Source organism: Neorhizobium fuzhouense (assembly GCF_042611105.1).
GTDB lineage: Bacteria > Pseudomonadota > Alphaproteobacteria > Rhizobiales > Rhizobiaceae > Neorhizobium > Neorhizobium galegae_A.
The window spans coordinates 43,003-60,452 of the sequence record NZ_JBHFFP010000015.1; the positions used below are offsets into that span (position 1 = coordinate 43,003).

Genomic DNA, 17,450 nt, shown 5'->3' on the forward strand with positions numbered 1-17,450 from the left:
AGCGCTGGCGTGTTCCATCAGCCTCACGCTGAGTCACCTGAAGATGTGGGGCGCGAACTCGCCTTTCCGCTTCAGGTTCAAGGCTTCAGGCTTCAGGGCCGGGATTGCCGGCGGCGCGCGCGGTATCGAGATCGCGGATCATGGCGCTGATCGCCTCTGACGCTGAGTCAAGGACTGCCGCGTCGCGAGCGCGCACCACCAGTTCGGTGGAGAAGCGCTGGCCGTCATACTTCGGATAGGAACCGATGCTGGTGTCCGGATGGGCCTTCTGGATGGCGCCCAGCAGCGTACCGATATCGCCTTCGCCATAGGGGCAGGCAAGCGAGCGGGTGAGCATCTTTGCCCCCGTTTGAAGCTCGGGCAGGATGTTGTCGATCATGGCCTGGAAGACCTGCGGCACGCCGGCCATCACATACACATTCTCGACGATGAAGCCCGGTGCCGTGGATACCGGATTGGCGATGTGGCGGGCACCCCTTGGCATGCGGGCCATCCGCTGGCGGGCATCGGTAAACTCCATGCCCCGACGCTCGTACATGGCTGCCAGCAACTGCATGGCTGCCGCATCATGCTCGCAGGGCAGGCCGAACGCCTTCGAGACCGCATCGGCGGTGATGTCATCATGCGTCGGGCCGATGCCGCCGGAGGTGAAGACGTAGGTGTAGCGGCGCCTCAGCGCATTCAGCGCCTCGACGATCGCGTCCTCCTCATCCGCGACAATGCGGACTTCCTTCAGGTCTATCCCCGACAACAGGAGAAGGTCAGCCAGGTGGCCAATGTTCTTGTCCTTCGTCCGGCCCGACAGAAGTTCATCGCCGATGGCGAGCATGGCAGCGGTTACGATCCGAGACGTCATGGCAGTCCTCATGGTGCGGGAATGATCAAGCAAGGCATGTCTTTTCTTCCTAGGCCAAACCCGCCGGCAGATGAAGACATATTCAGCGTGCAAGCCCACGTGGCAGCCAAGGACATCCTGCCGATTTGTTGCTGAAATGTGACCGAACTGTTGTTGTCGTTTTCAATAGGTGAACAGTGCGTGCTTCGATTAGGGGTAGATTCCAGCCCCATTGCGGGTAATCTCCTCACCAACACGAACGCCAGTCCGGCGTTGTCAACCAAGGGAGAAAACGACATGGCAAAGGTACTCGTACTTTATCATTCCACCTATGGGCATATCGAAACCATGGCTTACGCTGTGGCCGAAGGCGCCAAGTCCGAAGGCGCGGACGTGACCGTGCTGCGCGTGCCGGAACTGGTGCCGGAAGAGGTGGCCAAGGCCTCGCACTACAAGCTCGACCAGCCGGCCGCGATTGCCACGCCCGCTGATCTGGAAGCCTATGACGCGATCATCGTCGGTGCCGGCACGCGCTTCGGCACGGTGGCCTCGCAGATGCGCAATTTCTGGGACCAGACGGGTGGCCAGTGGTTTACCGGCAAGCTGATCGGCAAGGTCGGATCCGTCTTCACCTCGACCGCCACCCAGCACGGCGGCCAGGAATCGACCATCCTGTCCTTCATTCCGACCTTCCTGCACCACGGCATGGTCGTGGCCGGTCTTCCCTATTCGTTCCAGGGCCAGATGGGCACGGAAGAAGTCAAGGGCGGTTCGCCTTACGGCGCCTCCACCATCACCAATGGCGACGGTTCGCGCCAGCCTTCCGCAATCGAGCTGGAAGGTGCCCGCTTCCAGGGTGCCCACGTGGCCAAGATCGCCAACAAGCTCGCCGGCTGACCGGATCGTTTTTTAGCATAGGCACAGGAAAGGCGCGGTCATGTCCGCGCCTTTTTGCATGCTTTCAATGGCCTGGCGCTATTTTCGAACGTCAGTTTCCGGGAGTGGCAAGCGGCTTGAACAGGCGAAGGCGTCCTGGCGGATTGCGGGTGATGCCGTTTTTCCAGTCGACGGCAAACTGGATGACGTCGAGCGCGGCCTGATGCGTCAGCGGCTTGGCGATGACGCCGAGCGCGCCGGCGTCGCGACCTTCCACGAGCATCGGATTGCCGGTGACGAAGACCACAAGAATGCCGCGCTCGACAAGAATGCGCGCCAGTTGCGGACCCGTCTCGCCATCGGCCAGGCGCACATCGACAAAGGCGATATCGGCATCCTTGGCATAGTTCAGCGCCACCTTCATGTCCGGTGCAATGCCCACCACCTCATGTCCGCTGCGCTCGATGGCTTCTTCCAGATCCATGGCAATCAGCAGGCCGTCTTCGACGATGAGAAAGCGATATTTCACGAGAATTCCTTTCGATGCGGTGACGACATAGGGCCGCAGGCGAAGGATGCAAGGGGCGCGTGCATCCTGCGTCCGTAGCTTTGCGGCTCGTGTCCCGTTGGCCGCGGGCTCGGCCGCCCGTCGCCGGCTAATCGTTGAAATTCAGGATATCGGGCTGGAAAATGCGCCGGACGATCTTCAGGCTGCGATCCGGCTGGATCTTGTAGGTCTCGACATACTGCCCGCCATTGGCGGGAAATTCATGCGAGAAGGTGCTGCCGATCGGTGACTTCGTGAGCTTTGTGCGCGGCTGCCCGGTATAGGTGATGCTGCCGGGGATGGGATCGTAGCCCGGCCCATCGGTGACCGTGCTGCAGGCCGAAAGGGCAAGGGCGCCAAAAACGACAAGGGTGGAAATTTTCATCGGGTGCATTCCTTTGCTGGTGCGCGTCCAACTGCCGGCTACAAGCGCAAGTTCCGTGGCCGTCCGAGCTTATCCCGGCGGGGACGGGTGAGGGCCCGGCAGGCCAGATCATTGCAGGCGCGGGCAGCCGGAACAATTGTGACATGATATGTCGTCTTCTTCTTGCAAGGGCAGACCGAATCCGCCCAAACATGCCCTTGCATTTTTGTCGCAAGCCCTCGAAGAAGGCTTCGCATGCGGACGTGGCGAAACTGGTAGACGCAAGGGACTTAAAATCCCTCGGCCTTGGTCATGCGGGTTCGATCCCCGCCGTCCGCACCACCGGCCTTACTTTTCCCCAGCATACAGCCTCAGTTGCGCCAGAACAGCGGCAGGAGCAGCACCATCACGGTGAGGATTTCGAGGCGGCCCAGCAGCATCATCAGCGAGAGCAGGTTGAGGGCCGGGTCGCTGATCGTTGAAAAATTGCCGACGGGGCCGATGAGATGGCCGATGCCGGGGCCGGTGTTGGACAGGGCGGTGACGACGGCGGAGCTCGAGGTCAGAAGATCGTAGCCGATCAATGTCATGCCGAGCGTGCCGATGACCCAGAGGAAGATGAACAGCGTGACGAACAGGAAGACGCCGCGTTGTACTTCCATGTCAACGGGTGTGCGCCCGTAGCGCACCGGATAGATCGCATTCGGATAGATCAGCCGTTTCAGGCCGGCGCGCACCACGTTGAACAGGATGACGAAGCGATAGGCCTTGATGCCGCCGGCAGTCGAACCGGAGCAGCCGCCCATGAAGGTGGCAAACAGCGCCAGCGCCACGGCAAAGGGTCCCCAGAGCGTATAGTCGTCGCTGGCAAAGCCGCCGGTCGACAGGATCGAGGTGATGTTGAAGAAGGAATGGATGAGCGCACTGTCGATCGGCACGCCATTGCGCAGGTGGTGATAAATCCCGAGCGCCGTCCCCATGCCTGCCAGATAGCCGAGGAACACGGTAATCTGCGGGTCACGCAGCGTATCCAGCCGCCCCTTGATCGACAGCAGGATCAGCACGGAAAACGGTAGGCTGCAGACGGCAAGAAAGATGGTGCCGATGACCAGCAACTGCTCGTTGTCGAAATAGGCAAACGAGGCGTCATGCGTGGAGAAACCGGCGGTCGCCACGGTCGACATCGCATGGTTCAGCGCATCGAAGTGGCTCATGCCGGCCAAGTCATAAGCAATCGTGCATGACAGGGTCAGAGCCACGTAGATGGCCATGAAGGCGCGGGTAAAGCTTGCGAGCTTGGCAAACGGCTTGTCGTTGGTGTCAGACGATTCCAGCTTGAAGATCGACATGCCGCCGATATGCAATGACGGCAGGATGAACAGCCCCAGAGCCACGATGCCGATGCCGCCAAGCCAGCAAAGAAGCGAGCGCCACATCAGGATACCTGGTGCCGTGGTATCCAGTCCGGATATCACGGTCGAGCCGGTGGTCGTGATGGCGGAAATCGATTCGAACAGGGATTGCGAGAACGTGAGGCCGAGCGGCGAAAGATAAAAGGGAATGGCGCCGGCCAGCGAAAACACCGCCCACAGAAGGTTGACCAGCACAAAGCCGAGCCGCTTGGTGAAGACGGGTGGCGTGCCGCGCATGGCCATGGCGGTGGCACAGGACACACCGCCGACCAGCGATCCCGACAGGGCAAACAACCGCCAGTCCGGATTGCCGTAATAGAGGTCGACGAACGCCGGCACGAACATCGCGATGGAAATGTAGAGCCCGCAAAGAGCCGCCACATACAGGGAGGATCGGAACAGATTTGCGTTCAAAAGCTGGATGTCCTGATGGTTGGGTCCGGAAAGAAGCTTTTGTCTCTCTCGATCACCTATGGCATAGCGGGGGGCGAATGGAATTTCAACGGATGGAATATGATGAACCGCGCAGTTGTGGATGAGGCGATGGCCGCGATGCGGGAGATCTTTCCCGAGACCCCCCTGCAACTCAATGAGCATCTGAGCCGCCGTTTCGGGGCGGAGGTGTGGCTGAAGCGCGAGGATCTGTCTCCGGTGCGCTCCTACAAGATCCGCGGCGCCTTCAACTTTCTGCGCAAGGCCATTGCCGACGGTGCCCGCGGACGTACCTTCGTCTGCGCTTCCGCGGGCAACCATGCGCAGGGCTTTGCCTTTGTCTGCCGCCATTTCGAGGTGCCGGGCGTGGTCTTCATGCCGGTCACGACCCCGCAGCAGAAAATCGACAAGACCCGCATGTTCGGCGGTCCCTTCATCACTATCCGCCTGATCGGCGATATCTTCGACCAGTGCTATGCGGCCGCGCGTGCGCATGTGGAGGAGATCGGCGGCATGATGGTGCCGCCCTTCGATCATGCCGATATCGTCGAGGGACAGGCAACCGTCGCGGCTGAAATTGCCAACCAACTTCCAGACGGCGTGACGCCCGATCTCGTCATCATGCCGGTCGGTGGCGGCGGGCTGTCGTCGGGCATGACGGGTTATCTCCTGGACACGCTCCAACGCGATGCCTTCCTGATGGTGGAGCCGGCAGGGGCGCCAAGCCTCAAGGAAAGCCTGAAGGCCGGCCATCCCATAACCCTTTCGAAAGTCGACAATTTCGTCGATGGCGCAGCCGTCGCGCGCATCGGCGACCTGAATTTCGAGGCGTTGAAACAGTTTCCCGAAACCCAGGTGATGGCGGTGCCGGAAAACGCCATCTGCGTCACCATCACCGAAATGCTCAATATCGAGGGCGTGGTGCTGGAGCCGGCCGGTGCGCTTTCGCTGACGGCGCTTGCCGCACTTCCGGACGATGCAGTGAAAGGCAAGGTCATCATTGCCGTCGTCTCCGGCGGCAATTTCGATTTTGAGCGCCTGCCGGATGTCAAGGAGCGCGCCATGCGGTATGCGGGGCTGAAGAAATACTTCATCCTGCGGCTTGCCCAGCGCCCCGGCGCGCTGCGCGATTTCCTGAACCTTCTCGGCCCCGAGGACGATATTGCACGCTTTGAATATCTGAAGAAATCGGCGCGCAATTTTGGCTCGATCCTGATCGGTATCGAAACCATCCGGCCGGAGAATTTTGCCGGCCTTCTGGCCCGCTTCGAGGAGGCGGGCCTTGGCTACCAGGACATTACCGAGAACGAGATCCTGGCAAACCTCATCATCTGAACATTTCTTCAACCGACGCCGGCTGCCGGCGTTTCGTTTCACACGCGACACGGACAGGGACGACCATGGCCATTCTCTCCAAATTCCTCTCGATGTTTTCAGGCACCGACAAGCCGGCGGCCGCAGCCCAGACAGTCGAGCCGCAGGAGCATGCCGGCTGCATGATCTACGCCGAGCCGATGCGCGAGGGATCGCAGCTTCGGCTTGCCGGACGCATCGAGAAGGAAGTGAACGGGCAGGTGCTGGTGCGCACCTTCGTGCGCGCCGACATGTTTACCTCGATGGAAGATGCGCTCGACTGCACGTTTCGCAAGGCACGCCAGATCATCGATCAGAACGGGGCGGGCCTGTTTTCCGATGGCGCCGCATCGCGCAGCGCCTGATGCACGACACGCAAAGGGCCGCAGCGTGAGCGGCGGCCCTTCGGAAAGTACCAAGCGTCAGCGGACGGATCAGGCAGCCTTGGCCAGTTCTTCCGTGCGGCTCTTGGCGGAGGCCAGTGCATTTTCGACGGCTTCCGGACCGAAGGCCAGGCCTTCGACATAGATCACTTCCACATCCGTCATGCCCAGGAAGCCGAGAACGGTCTTGAGATAAGGAACGGCGTGGTTGAGCGGTGCGGCCGGGCCATCGGAATAGACGCCGGCTGCGGCAAGCACGATATAGACCTTCTTGCCCGTGACCAGGCCTTCCGGGCCTTCTGCCGTGTAGCGGAAGGTAACGCCGGCGCGCGCGACGTTGTCGATCCAGCTCTTCAGGCCGGAATAGACGTTGAAGTTGATGAGGCCGGTGGCGATGACGATTTCGTCGGCGGCAACCAGTTCGGCCACGAGGGCGTCGGAAATGGCAGCGGCAGCGGCTTCTTCGGCCGTGCGGTCGGCCGGAGCCTTGCGGATGGCCGAGGTCGTGACGGTATCGAGATGGGCGATCGGCTGAGCGGCAAGGTCGCGCACGACAACGTCGCCGCCGGTGCGGGTGGCCAGGGCGCTGGCCACATCGGTTGCGACCTTGGTGGATACGGACTCTTCGCCGCGCGGGCTGGAGGTGATGAGGAGGATCTTCGACATGGCAGTTATCCAAACCTGATTTCTGGCGGGAGGCTTGGGAGCGCCTCCATCGGTGCGGAACATAAGATTGGACAGCTATCGAGGAAATGGCGATAATATCGAAGAGATCCATCAACTCTCTGGATAATCCCATGGACGCCAATCCGACGCTCGATCAGTTGCAGGTGTTTCTTGCCGTTGCCGAAACCGGCAGTTTTTCGGCGGCGTCGCGCCAGTTGAACCGGGCGCAATCCGTGGTGAGCTATACGATCGGCAATCTGGAGGCGCAGCTGGAAGTGTCGCTGTTCCGACGCAGCGGCTCGCGCCAGACGCAGCTGACCGAGGCCGGCCGTGCGCTTCTGGCCGATGCACGCCGCATCCATTCCGATCTGCAGGTCATGCGCGCCCGGGCCAAGGCGCTGAAGCAGGGGCTTGAGGCGGATGTCTCGCTTGCCGTCAGCAACATGGTGCCGACCGACGCCATCGTGGAAACGCTGACGGATTTCGGCAAGCGCTTCCCCTCCGTTTCGCTCAGCCTTCATGCCGGAGAACTTGGCATGGTGATGGACATGGTGGCGGGAGGGCGCGCCACGATCGGCATCGGCGGCAGCCTTCTGAAGGAGGACGACACGCTGACGGCCGAGAAGATCGGTCATTCCTACATGGTGCCGGTGGCTGCGGCCGATCATCGTCTGGCGCAGATGGAGCGCCCGCTGACGCGCCGCGACGTGCGCGAAGACGTGCAGCTGGTGGTGACGGATGCTTCCGGCATTACCAAGGGGCGCGATTTCAACGTGCTGTCGTTCAAGGTCTGGCGCGTTGGCGATGTGGCGACGAAACACCAGCTGATCCGCGGCGGACTTGGCTGGGGCGGACTTCCCGCGCCGCTGGTGCGCGAGGATCTGGCGAGCGGCCGGCTGGTGGCGCTCGATATCGACGCCTATGAGACGGTGGAATATCCGCTCTATTACATCCGCCGCACTGCAAATCCGCCCGGGCCCGCCACGAGCTGGCTGGTCGAGGCGCTGGCGAAGCGGCTGAGCCAGTGCCCCAGCAGCCAGGATTTTCATCAGTTGATCGGTCGGCTGTCCGATCCGGCGCGGTTGGCCGCCGAATAAGCTCATTGGCAGGCCATCGCCGAAGGCTGCGCGACATGGCCGTTCCGCTGACGTGGCGGTGCCGCGCCGCAAAAAACGCCTTGAAAAGGCCCGATTGCGGAAAGCTTTCGTTTACCCTGGTCGCCTAGAATCGTCGCGTGTGGCTTTCCCGCACCACGAGATGTGACGAGCTTCGTATGGCGTATGCTTTTTCCTCCCGGCGGGCGATGGCCTTCCTGATGATTTCGACGATGCTGGTCGGATGCTCGGCAGACGGGCTGATGCCGCTCGAATCGGTCGATACCGGCGCGCGCGTCGGTTCGATCCGGCCCCTGGTGCCGCCGGCATCACTTCCAGCCACACCCGCCGAGCAGGGTTATGCGGCAGCGCCGCAGCCGATGGCGCAGACCTATAACCAGACGCAAGCAGCGGCGGGCGAAAGCCCATCCGGTTCCGTCCATGCCGGCGCGTCCGTGCCCCGTCAGGCGACAGACCGACCGGTCGTGATGGGGGCACCGCCGACATCGCTTGGCACGCTGACACTCTCTCCCGCCGGTCACCCGACATCCGCCGCAACCGCCGGAAAGGCCGCAGCCGGTGGGGACGGTGTCTTGCCTCCGGTCCCCGAGAGCGCCCGGGTCGTCGGGCTTGCCGAGGAGCAGGATCGGGATATTTCCGGGAACACCCCGTCAAGGCCGGTCGCGCCCGCACGCCAGGTGGCATCCGTGACGCCGGCCGGCGCGGTGCCATCGGTTGGCCTTGGGACTGGCGTAACCGTTTCCACACGCTCGGGCCGCATCACAAATGCCGGCGCTTCGGTGGCCGCGGTGCCGCGCTGGAGCGACCAGAGCCCGGTCGTGCCGCCAAGCCGTGCCGAGCCGGAGCCGGAGCCGGAGCAGGTGGCGATGCTGATGCCACGCAATCCGGCCGGGCCCATGGAAAGTCCCCGCATGGACGCTCCGGTTGACGGCCCGATGCCGGCCTCCGAGATTGCCTGCCGGCGCGAGCTGAAACGCATGGGCGTCGAGTTTCGCGACAAGCCGCGCATTTCGGACGGACCGAGCTGCGGCATCGATTATCCGGTGGAGCTCTCGGGCCTGTCCGGTGATATCGACGTCAGACCATCGGTTACGCTCAATTGCCAGACGACCCTTGCCTTTGCCAAATGGGTGAAGAACGAACTCGCCCCGTCCTCGCGCCTGCGCTATTTCACCAGCGTGAAGACGATCGAGCCGCTCGGCGGCTATTCCTGCCGGCGCATGAACAACAGCCGGCAGCGCTACAACCCGATGTCGGAACATGCCCGTGGCAATGCAATCGATGTCGGAAAGTTCGTGCTGAAGAATGGTCATGAGATCGATGTGCGCAAGAAGGGCCTGTTTTCGTTCCGCGAAGGGGCACTCCTGAAGGCCGTGCGCTCCGACAGCTGCAAATATTTCAACACCGTTCTCGGGCCTGGCAGCAATCCGGAACACTGGAACCATTTTCACTTCGACCTGCGCAGCCGCGCCACCGGCAACCGCTATTGCGATTGATTTATTGTCGACGCACGGTGGCTGCCCCTGCGTGCGGCCCGACTTTCGACATAGTGGCGATGATGCTCACGCATGCAACCGGAGCGGATTGAACCCTTCTGCTCCGCTGCACACGGCCCGACGTCTTCCCATCGCCCCTTTCATTGCTGTCAAAAATCCTTTTCCGGAGATCTCATGAGCCCAAAAATCCGCATCGGCGTCCTGTTCGGTGGCCGATCCGCCGAACATGACGTGTCCATTCTGTCTGCCACCAATGTGATGAAGGCGATGGACCGCAGCCGCTACGCAGTGGTGCCGATCGGCATTGCCCGCGACGGCGGATGGTGGCTGCAGGAGGATGACGAGACGGGGCGGGCGCTGGAAGCGCAACGCGGCATCAGGGTGGCGCTGGTTCCGGGCGGCGAGGGCCTTCTGGTAGCCGTCGAGCCCGGCGCGCCAAAGGACCTGCCGAAGCTCGATCTGCTGTTTCCGGTGCTGCATGGGCCGTATGGCGAAGATGGCACGGTGCAGGGTTATGCAGAGCTGGCGGGTGTCGCCTATACCGGCTGCGGCCTTCTCGGCTCGGCGGTTGCCATGGACAAGGATGTCGCCAAGCGGCTGCTGCGGGAGGCCGGCGTTCCCGTCGCGCCGGCACGCTGCCTTGCGGCTGGAGACGTGCCGGATGTGGCAGCGCTCGAGGCGGAGTTCGGTTATCCCTTCTTCGTCAAGCCGGCGCGGCAGGGATCATCCTTCGGCGTGTCGCGTGTCGATGGCGCGCAGGCGGCTCTGCCGGCGCTGACCAAGGCCTTCGAATTCGATGACAAGTTGCTGGTGGAGCAGTTTCTTGCCGGCCGCGAGATCGAATGCGCCGTGCTGGAACAGGCCGACGGCAGTCTCACCGTGTCGCCGCCCGGCGAAATCGTCACCTCCAAAAAACATGACTTCTACAATTACGAAGCCAAATATTTCGATCCGGACGGTGCGGCGATCCATGTGCCGGCACTGGTGTCGGACGAGATTGCGCAGGATGCGCGCAGGCTGGCGGCAAAAGCCTTTCGGGCGCTGGGCTGCGAGGGGATCGCGCGCGTCGATTTCTTCCTGCTCGAAGATGGAAGCCTCTACCTCAACGAGATCAATACTATGCCCGGCTGCACCGATCGCAGCATGTATCCGCTGGCACTTTCGCAGTGCGGCGTGAGCTATTCCGGGTGGATCGACGTGGCGGTGGAGTTTGCGCTGAAGCGCCGAAAAAGGGCTCGGCGGGGGCGCATCTGACGGGATCGAGGCGAGGGCACTTCGAGGGTTGGCGACCCCGACCCCTCGCTATTGCGGAGGCGTGCCTATATAAAGCGCATATCCTGCCCAACGCGTGTGCTCATCCCCTCATGTCCTCCATTGTTTCCATCCAAAAACTCACCAAGACCTATGCCAACGGGTTTTCGGCGCTGAAAGGCGTTGATCTGGAGATCCGCGAGGGAGAAATCCTGGCACTGCTCGGGCCGAACGGCGCCGGCAAGACTACGCTGATCTCGATCATCTGCGGGATCTCCGTTCCCACATCGGGCACGGTGCTGGTTGGCGGGCACGATGTGGTCCAGGAATTTCGCAAGACCCGCGCGCTGATCGGACTCGTGCCGCAGGAACTGACCACCGACCAGTTCGAAACCGTGTGGAACACCGTGACGTTTTCGCGCGGCGTGCATGGGGCAAAGTCCAATCCTGCGCTGATCGAGCAGATCCTCAAGGACCTGACGCTGTGGGACAAGCGCAATGCCAAGCTGCGCGAGCTTTCCGGCGGCATGAAGCGGCGCGTGCTGATTGCCAAGGCTTTGGCACATGAACCGCGCATCCTCTTCCTTGATGAGCCGACGGCGGGCGTCGATGTGGAGCTTCGGCGCGGCATGTGGGCGGCCATCGGCCGGCTGCGCGAGACGGGGGTGACGGTCATCCTCACCACGCATTACATTGAAGAAGCGGAAGAAATGGCGGACCGGATCGGCGTCATCAGCGGCGGCGAACTGCTGCTGGTCGAGGAAAAGCGGGCGCTGATGCAAAAGCTCGGGCGCAAGCAGTTGCGACTGGAGTTGAAGGAGCCGCTGGAGAGCCTGCCGCCTACGCTTGCAGCCCTTGGCCTGACGCTTGCCGATGGCGGGCGCGGACTGGTGCATGAGTATGGCAATGGCGCCGGCGAGGGGCGCATCGGCGCCGTGCTTGCCGCCATCGAGGCGGAGGGACTGTCAATCAGCGATGTCGCCACCCGGCAAAGCTCGCTTGAAGACATATTTGTCTCGCTTGTCGGAGAACGGCCATGAATATCGAGGCAATCAAGGCCATCTATTTCTTCGAGATGGCGCGGATGAAGCGCACGCTGCTGCAGAGCGTCATTTCGCCCGTCATCACCACCTCCCTCTATTTCATCGTGTTCGGCACGGCGATCGGCTCGCGCATCAACGAGGTGGGTGGCGTCTCCTATGGCGCCTTCATCACGCCGGGCCTGATCATGCTGACGCTGCTCAGCCAGTGCATCGGCAACGCCTCCATCGGCATCTATTTTCCAAAGTTCACCGGCACGATCTACGAGATCCTCTCAGCCCCTGTCTCCATGGCAGAAATCGTCATCGGCTATGTCGGGGCGGCGGCCACCAAGGGGCTCATTGTCGGCCTGATCATCCTGGCGACCGCATCGCTCTTTGTCGACCTTACCATCGCGCATCCGCTGATCATGCTGATGTTCATGGTGCTGACGGCGGTGACGTTTTCGCTCTTCGGCTTCATCATCGGCATCTGGGCGGATAATTTCGAGCAGTTGAACCTGGTGCCGATGCTGGTCGTGCCGCCGCTGACGTTTCTGGGAGGCAGCTTCTATTCCATCGACATGCTGCCGCCCTTCTGGCAGGCGGTGAGCCACCTCAACCCGGTGCTTTACCTGGTGTCCGGCTTTCGCTGGAGCTTTTACGAGATCGCCGACGTCAATCCGCTGATCAGCCTGGCGATGATCGCGGTCTTCCTGACCCTGTGCCTGAGCGTGCTGGCCTGGATCTTCAAGACCGGGTATCGCCTGCGCAAATAGCATCCACAAGGGCGGTGCCGTCGGCGACCGCCCCTGGTCCTATGCGGATCAGGCGGCGTCCTCTGCCGCCTGCCTTGACGTTCCAGCCATCATCATGAACGCGCCGAGCGCCGTCGCCGCCCCGGCAAAGCTGATGACGCCGATCGGTCCGATCGCATCCACCAGAAGGCCGCCGATGATGGCACCGGCCGATATCGCGACCTGGAAGGTGGTCAGCATCACGGCGCCGGCGCTCTCCACCTCGTCGGAGGCGATGCGGGTGATCCGGCTCTGGACGCTGACGGGAAAGGCGCCGAACCCGAAACCCCAGACAGCGACGGCAGCGATGGCGAGCGCTGGAATGCTGGCCGACAGCGCCATGGTGGCCGCCGCAAGCGCGATGAGGCCGGCGGCGAGGCCAAGCGAGAGGCTGCTGCTGCGCGCCGACACCGCGCCACCCGCCATATTCCCGAAGAACCCCGCAATCCCGAAGGCGAGCAGAACCAAGGAGACGTTCGTCACGTCAAGACGGATGACCTCGTCCAGATAGCTGCGGATGAAGGTGAAGCCGGCGAAATGTCCCGCAACGGCAAAGACGATGACGAGCAGCAGGGTGCGCAAAGCAGGGCGGCGAAACAGCCGCGCCATGGTGGCAAAGCCGGCGTGACCAGCCGGCGGCATGGCGGGCACCGTCAGTGCCTGGATCGTGAGGGCAATGATTCCGAGCCCCGCCGTTAATGCAAAGGCCGATCGCCAGCCGAGGAGGTTGCCGATCCAGGCGCCGAGCGGGGCGGCGCAAACGGTGGCGACGGAAACGCCGGCCATGACGATTGCCATGGCGCGGGGCAGGTTGTCCGTCGAAACGAGGCGCATGGCGAACGCCGCCGACAGCGCCCAGAAGCCGCCAAGCGCGACGCCGAGAAGCAAGCGGGCGAGAAGCAGAAGCGCAAAGCCCGATGCCGTGGCCGCAATCAGGCTGGAGATGACGAGCAGAAGGCTGAGGCTCAACAGCACCACCCGACGATCGAGCCTGCGGGCGCCAACGACGATGCCGGGCCCTGCAAAGGCGGCGATGGCGGCTGTCGCCGTGACCGTTTGTCCGGCAAGACCGGGGCTGATCGACAGATCGGTCGCAATGGCGGGGATGAGACTTGCCGGCAGAAATTCGGCCGTGACGAGACTGAAGCTGCCAAGAGCCAGGGAGGCGACCGCAAGCCAGGCGGACCGGCTCTCATCGCTGCGGCATATGTCGTCCGCGCAGGATTGATGCGTCATCAGAGAATTGTCCTTGTATGGGGCTGGAAGAACCATCCGCACCATGGACCTCAGGACCGTTTGGCTCCATGCCGGAAAGTCCGGCATGCTTGATCAATCCTCCGGATCTTGTCTTTTGGCGGACACGGCCACCTGCGAAGGAAAGGCCGGCATTGCGGAAGGATAGAGGGTGCGGTGGGGCTGCTGCCGTCAGTCGCGCAGCTTCAACTCGTCGGTCTGGATCTGCAGAGAGCCCAGGGTGGAGAGGAAGGTCATGCCGAGCAGGCTCTCGGTGAGGCGCCCTTCTTCGGCCACCAGGGCGCGGATATTTTCGCGCTCGATGGGGCCGATCGCCACGCGCGACAGGCGCACCGGAGCGGCATAGGCTTCGCCGTTTGCCGTCTGCACTCGCACGGAATAGGTCAGTGTCTCCGGTTTCAATCCGAGGCGTTCGGCATCTTCCGCCGACAGCACGACCGCACTTGCGCCGGTATCCACCAGCATCTGAATCGTCGTGCCATCCACCTCGACCCGCGCCTGGAAATGACCGCCGAGGCGCCGGTGCAGGATGACTTCCTGGCCGCCTTCGCTCGTCGTCATCACCACGGCGCTGCCCGGCATCAGGCCGGCGGTCATGCGCGCAGCAAAGCGGCTGAAATCGTCGCGGTACAGATAGCCGGCAACGAGCACCGTGATGATCACCAGCCAGATGACGATGTTGCGCAGCACTTCTCCGGCCGGTCCGCGCCGGCCGGCCAAAATGCCCGCAGACAAAACCGCTGCAATGGGCAGGAGATAGATGAGGTGGGCGAAATCGTCATTGGCCATGCCGAAGGTCTGGCCGGTGTCGTGGTTGAAGACCAGGAGGCCAAGACCGCCGACAAGCAGGATTAGCACGAGGGTAAGGCCGTTCATGAGGCGTGACCATCCCGACCGGTTGACGCTGTGCCTTGAACCGCCGTCAGCGCAAGGCTTGCAAGCCGCGCGGGAAGCGCTGCGATGATGTCTTGCCGCTCATGCTCGGTGAAGGTGACCCATCCGCCGATCTCGTCAAGGCTGCGGGCGCAGCCGGTGCAGAGGCCGGTTGTCTCATCAAGGCTGCAGACGCGAATACAGGGGCTGATCATAAGGATAATATTGGCCTGTCAGAGCATGATCACAAGGGTTGAGAGCAGTGCCATTTCCGTGATCTGCTGGGTGGCGCCGATGGTGTCGCCCGTATGTCCCCCGATCTTGTTCGACACAAAGCGCGTGAAGAGATGGGCAGACAGGGCGGCGACGCCGAGCGACAGCAGCAGGGGGAAAAGTCCGAACGGTCGGCCAAGACAGACAAGCGCGAGGAGGCTTGCTGAGACCAGGGCGAAAAGGCGCGCATCCGCCTGCGGCTGGCCGACGGCAACCGCCGTGCCCTTGGCGCGGGCAGGGGCAAGTGCTGCCCAGTGCCACACCATCAGCGCGCGCGATACCGCCGCGGCGGTGACGAGCGACAGGGCAGCGAGCGATGCCGAGCCCGCCGTAATCAGCGCGGAAAGGGCCGCAGCGCGCACGCCGACCGACAGGATGAGGGCAAGCACGCCGTAGCTGCCGGTCCGGCTGTCCTTCATGATGGCAAGCGCATGCTCCTTGTCGCGGCCGCCTCCGAGCCCATCGGCGCAATCGGCCACACCATCCTCGTGAAGGCCGCCGGTCAGACCCGCCATCAGCGCAAGCGTCAGAAGTGCGACGACCAGCGGCGCCGCCGTCTGGTGTCCAAGCACCAGAAGCACGAGCGCCGGCGGTACGGCAATCAGCGCGCCGGCCAGGGGAAAGGCGCGGCAGGCCCGTGATACCGTTCCGTCATGGCCTTTGAAAAACCGCGCCGGAACCGGCAGGCGCGACAGGAAGGCGAGGGAGCGGGCAAGATCGGTCGCAAAATCCAACCAAAATTCCTTGGCGTTTGGCAGTTGTTCCTCCGTCGATGCCTGATAAACAGGGGCCCAGCAAATCAGATTCCGTCGCACAAACATAGCGCGGCGAGACAAGACCAAAGGAAGAATCATCCGATGAGCATGAGCGGCCTGCCTTTCGACGATTTTCGCGTGCTGCTGCGCGAGCTTCCCGGCCCCGACACCCGTGCGCTGGTCAATGCCCGCGAGCGTGACCAGCAATTGACCAAGCCCGCCGGCTCGCTGGGTCGGCTCGAAGAGATCGCCTACTGGCTGGCGGCCTGGACGGGGCGGGCGCCGGCGGTCAACCGTCCGCTGGTCGCCATCTTTGCCGGCAATCATGGCGTGGCAAAGCATGGAATCACGCCCTATCCGCCGAGCGTGACGCAGCAGATGGTGGAAAATTTTGCCGCAGGCGGTGCCGCCATCAACCAGATCTGCGCAACCTATGACCTCGGCCTGAAGATCTTCGATCTGGCGCTGGATTATCCGACCGGCGACATCACCTGCGAGCCGGCGCTTTCGGAGCGCGACTGCGCCGCAACGATGGCCTTCGGCATGGAGGCGATTGCCGGCGGCACCGACCTTCTGTGCATCGGCGAAATGGGCATCGGCAATACGACGATCGCCGCCGCCATCAATCTGGCGCTTTACGGTGGCGATGCGGAAGACTGGGTTGGCCCGGGCACCGGCTCGCAGGGTGAGGTTCTGGCCCGCAAGATCGCTGCGGTGAAGGCGGCGGTGGCCTTCCACAAGGATCATCTGTCCGATCCGCTGGAAGTGCTGCGGCGTCTGGGTGGGCGCGAAGTGGCGGCCATGGCCGGCGCGATCTTGGCCTGCCGGGTGGAAAAGATCCCGGTGCTGATCGACGGCTATGTGGCAACGGCGGCCGCCTCGATCCTGAAGGCTGCCAATCCGGCAGCGCTCGATCATTGCCTGATCGGCCACGTGTCCGGCGAGCCGGGCCACCTGAAGGCCATCGAAAAGCTTGGAAAGACGCCGCTTCTGGCGCTTGGAATGCGGCTTGGCGAGGGAACGGGCGCGGCACTTGCTGCCGGCATCGTCAAGGCCGCCGCCGCCTGCCACTCCGGCATGGCGACGTTTTCGCAGGCAGGCGTGACCACGGCGGGCGAACCGCACCGCCACTAAGGCGGATCGCTGCCGAGAAGACCTTGTACCGATCCATCGCAGGAAGGCCGGCTTCGGCCTTCGCTGCTGTCAGCGGTTGCGCCCGCGGCAGTTTGCGTCCCTGCATGGGTGGCCTTGTGCGCCTGCGATCGCTATGACGCGATTGGCATCTCCTTGATGAAACTGTTGCGCCCTTCGACTGTTGGGAAGCATTGAACAGGTGGCAGCAGGGGTGCGTAAATAACAAAGAGATGTCCGGCGCCTGGGAGCAGCATCAAGGTGCAGAAATTGAAGATCATCATCGTTGCCGCCGAGGATTTTGTCTCTCCTTCGGCGCGGCGGGCCTGGGCAGCATCCGGCGTGGAGATCGTGGGTCCGATCACACCGGAAAAACTGGATGCGAAGATGTTGGCTGGAGCCTCCGGCGTTCTGCTCGATGTGTCGCTGGATGCATCGGTGCTTTTCGAGGCGTCCGAAACGCTGATGCTGGAAGAGGTCGCCTTCCTGTTCGTCGTCAACCAGGCAATGCCGGAAAGCGCGGCAAAGCCATTCGTCGTCAACGATGATCCCGAGGACATGCAGGCGGTGTTCGAAGCGCTTGCCCGCGAGAGCCACGGCGGGCAGCTGCATTGACGC

Annotated in this window: 19 protein-coding genes and 1 tRNA gene; 11 read left to right on the forward strand and 9 right to left on the reverse strand. The window is 62.8% G+C overall.

Annotation, left to right across the window (positions count from 1 at the left end):
* Window positions 1-85 precede the first annotated feature (85 nt).
* The gene (locus ACEXP3_RS22000) at window positions 86-856 is read right to left on the reverse strand and encodes a competence/damage-inducible protein A (RefSeq protein WP_377299371.1); all 771 of its coding nucleotides are present in this window, start codon (window positions 854-856) and stop codon (window positions 86-88) included.
* Between the two features lie 276 nt (window positions 857-1,132).
* Here ACEXP3_RS22000 and wrbA point away from each other — a divergent pair, with 276 nt between their 5' ends.
* Complete coding sequence (wrbA, locus tag ACEXP3_RS22005; protein WP_377299372.1) at window positions 1,133-1,732, forward strand: NAD(P)H:quinone oxidoreductase; 600 nt, start codon at window positions 1,133-1,135, stop codon at window positions 1,730-1,732.
* A 91-nt stretch (window positions 1,733-1,823) separates the two neighbouring features.
* On the opposite strand, the gene ACEXP3_RS22010 is transcribed toward wrbA, so the two are convergent.
* Both ACEXP3_RS22010 and ACEXP3_RS22015 read right to left on the reverse strand, forming a co-directional pair.
* The gene (locus tag ACEXP3_RS22010; protein WP_377299373.1) at window positions 1,824-2,240 is read right to left on the reverse strand and encodes a response regulator; all 417 of its coding nucleotides are present in this window, start codon (window positions 2,238-2,240) and stop codon (window positions 1,824-1,826) included.
* 127 nt (window positions 2,241-2,367) lie between these two features.
* The gene (locus ACEXP3_RS22015; RefSeq protein WP_377299374.1) at window positions 2,368-2,643 is read right to left on the reverse strand and encodes a hypothetical protein; all 276 of its coding nucleotides are present in this window, start codon (window positions 2,641-2,643) and stop codon (window positions 2,368-2,370) included.
* Between the two features lie 236 nt (window positions 2,644-2,879).
* Between ACEXP3_RS22015 and ACEXP3_RS22020 the strand changes: the two genes are divergently transcribed.
* Window positions 2,880-2,964, forward strand: a tRNA-Leu gene (locus ACEXP3_RS22020).
* 29 nt (window positions 2,965-2,993) lie between these two features.
* Here ACEXP3_RS22020 and ACEXP3_RS22025 read toward each other — a convergent pair.
* On the reverse strand, window positions 2,994-4,448 hold the full coding sequence (locus ACEXP3_RS22025) for a TrkH family potassium uptake protein (protein ID WP_377299375.1): 1,455 nt from the start codon (window positions 4,446-4,448) through the stop codon (window positions 2,994-2,996).
* A gap of 102 nt (window positions 4,449-4,550) precedes the next feature.
* Between ACEXP3_RS22025 and ilvA the strand changes: the two genes are divergently transcribed.
* Both ilvA and ACEXP3_RS22035 read left to right on the forward strand, forming a co-directional pair.
* Window positions 4,551-5,801: a threonine ammonia-lyase gene (ilvA, locus tag ACEXP3_RS22030; protein ID WP_377299418.1), complete on the forward strand. Its 1,251-nt coding sequence runs from the start codon at window positions 4,551-4,553 to the stop codon at window positions 5,799-5,801.
* Window positions 5,802-5,866: 65 nt separating this feature from the next.
* Window positions 5,867-6,184 (forward strand): HlyU family transcriptional regulator, encoded by a 318-nt coding sequence (locus ACEXP3_RS22035; protein ID WP_377299376.1) that lies wholly within the window; start codon window positions 5,867-5,869, stop codon window positions 6,182-6,184.
* A gap of 69 nt (window positions 6,185-6,253) precedes the next feature.
* On the opposite strand, the gene ACEXP3_RS22040 is transcribed toward ACEXP3_RS22035, so the two are convergent.
* Entirely contained in the window at window positions 6,254-6,868 is a 615-nt protein-coding gene (locus ACEXP3_RS22040) for an FMN-dependent NADH-azoreductase (protein WP_210105200.1), read from the reverse strand.
* A gap of 131 nt (window positions 6,869-6,999) precedes the next feature.
* On the opposite strand from ACEXP3_RS22040, the gene ACEXP3_RS22045 reads away from it, so the two are divergent.
* The 5 genes from ACEXP3_RS22045 to ACEXP3_RS22065 all read left to right on the forward strand — a co-directional run bounded on the left by ACEXP3_RS22045 (window position 7,000) and on the right by ACEXP3_RS22065 (window position 12,528).
* Window positions 7,000-7,965, forward strand: coding sequence for a LysR family transcriptional regulator (locus ACEXP3_RS22045; protein ID WP_377299377.1), 966 nt, complete (start codon window positions 7,000-7,002; stop codon window positions 7,963-7,965).
* A gap of 176 nt (window positions 7,966-8,141) precedes the next feature.
* Entirely contained in the window at window positions 8,142-9,479 is a 1,338-nt protein-coding gene (locus tag ACEXP3_RS22050) for an extensin family protein (protein ID WP_377299378.1), read from the forward strand.
* Window positions 9,480-9,653: 174 nt separating this feature from the next.
* Window positions 9,654-10,733, forward strand: a complete 1,080-nt coding sequence (locus ACEXP3_RS22055) for a D-alanine--D-alanine ligase family protein (protein WP_377299379.1) — start codon at window positions 9,654-9,656, stop codon at window positions 10,731-10,733.
* 110 nt (window positions 10,734-10,843) lie between these two features.
* Entirely contained in the window at window positions 10,844-11,770 is a 927-nt protein-coding gene (locus ACEXP3_RS22060) for an ABC transporter ATP-binding protein (protein ID WP_210105196.1), read from the forward strand.
* Window positions 11,767-12,528, forward strand: a complete 762-nt coding sequence (locus tag ACEXP3_RS22065; RefSeq protein WP_210105195.1) for an ABC transporter permease — start codon at window positions 11,767-11,769, stop codon at window positions 12,526-12,528. The genes ACEXP3_RS22060 and ACEXP3_RS22065 overlap by 4 nt, the downstream gene beginning before the upstream one ends.
* Before the next feature lie 48 nt (window positions 12,529-12,576).
* Here the strand turns inward: ACEXP3_RS22065 and ACEXP3_RS22070 are convergent, their stop codons facing one another.
* The 4 genes from ACEXP3_RS22070 to cobS form a co-directional block, all read right to left on the reverse strand.
* Window positions 12,577-13,782, reverse strand: a complete 1,206-nt coding sequence (locus ACEXP3_RS22070) for an MFS transporter (protein WP_210105194.1) — start codon at window positions 13,780-13,782, stop codon at window positions 12,577-12,579.
* Window positions 13,783-13,971: 189 nt separating this feature from the next.
* Window positions 13,972-14,676 carry a retropepsin-like aspartic protease family protein gene (locus ACEXP3_RS22075; RefSeq protein WP_377299380.1) on the reverse strand — a complete coding sequence of 235 codons (705 nt, stop codon included), beginning with the start codon at window positions 14,674-14,676 and terminating at the stop codon, window positions 13,972-13,974.
* Window positions 14,673-14,888 (reverse strand): DUF1289 domain-containing protein, encoded by a 216-nt coding sequence (locus ACEXP3_RS22080; RefSeq protein ID WP_377299381.1) that lies wholly within the window; start codon window positions 14,886-14,888, stop codon window positions 14,673-14,675. The genes ACEXP3_RS22075 and ACEXP3_RS22080 overlap by 4 nt, the downstream gene beginning before the upstream one ends.
* Before the next feature lie 18 nt (window positions 14,889-14,906).
* The gene (cobS, locus tag ACEXP3_RS22085) at window positions 14,907-15,704 is read right to left on the reverse strand and encodes an adenosylcobinamide-GDP ribazoletransferase (protein ID WP_377299419.1); all 798 of its coding nucleotides are present in this window, start codon (window positions 15,702-15,704) and stop codon (window positions 14,907-14,909) included.
* Between the two features lie 99 nt (window positions 15,705-15,803).
* Here cobS and cobT point away from each other — a divergent pair, with 99 nt between their 5' ends.
* On the forward strand, window positions 15,804-16,835 hold the full coding sequence (cobT, locus tag ACEXP3_RS22090; protein ID WP_210105190.1) for a nicotinate-nucleotide--dimethylbenzimidazole phosphoribosyltransferase: 1,032 nt from the start codon (window positions 15,804-15,806) through the stop codon (window positions 16,833-16,835).
* Window positions 16,836-17,093: 258 nt separating this feature from the next.
* A complete protein-coding gene (locus ACEXP3_RS22095; RefSeq protein ID WP_377299382.1) occupies window positions 17,094-17,447 on the forward strand; it encodes a hypothetical protein in 354 nt (117 codons plus the stop codon).
* Window positions 17,448-17,450: the final 3 nt, after the last annotated feature.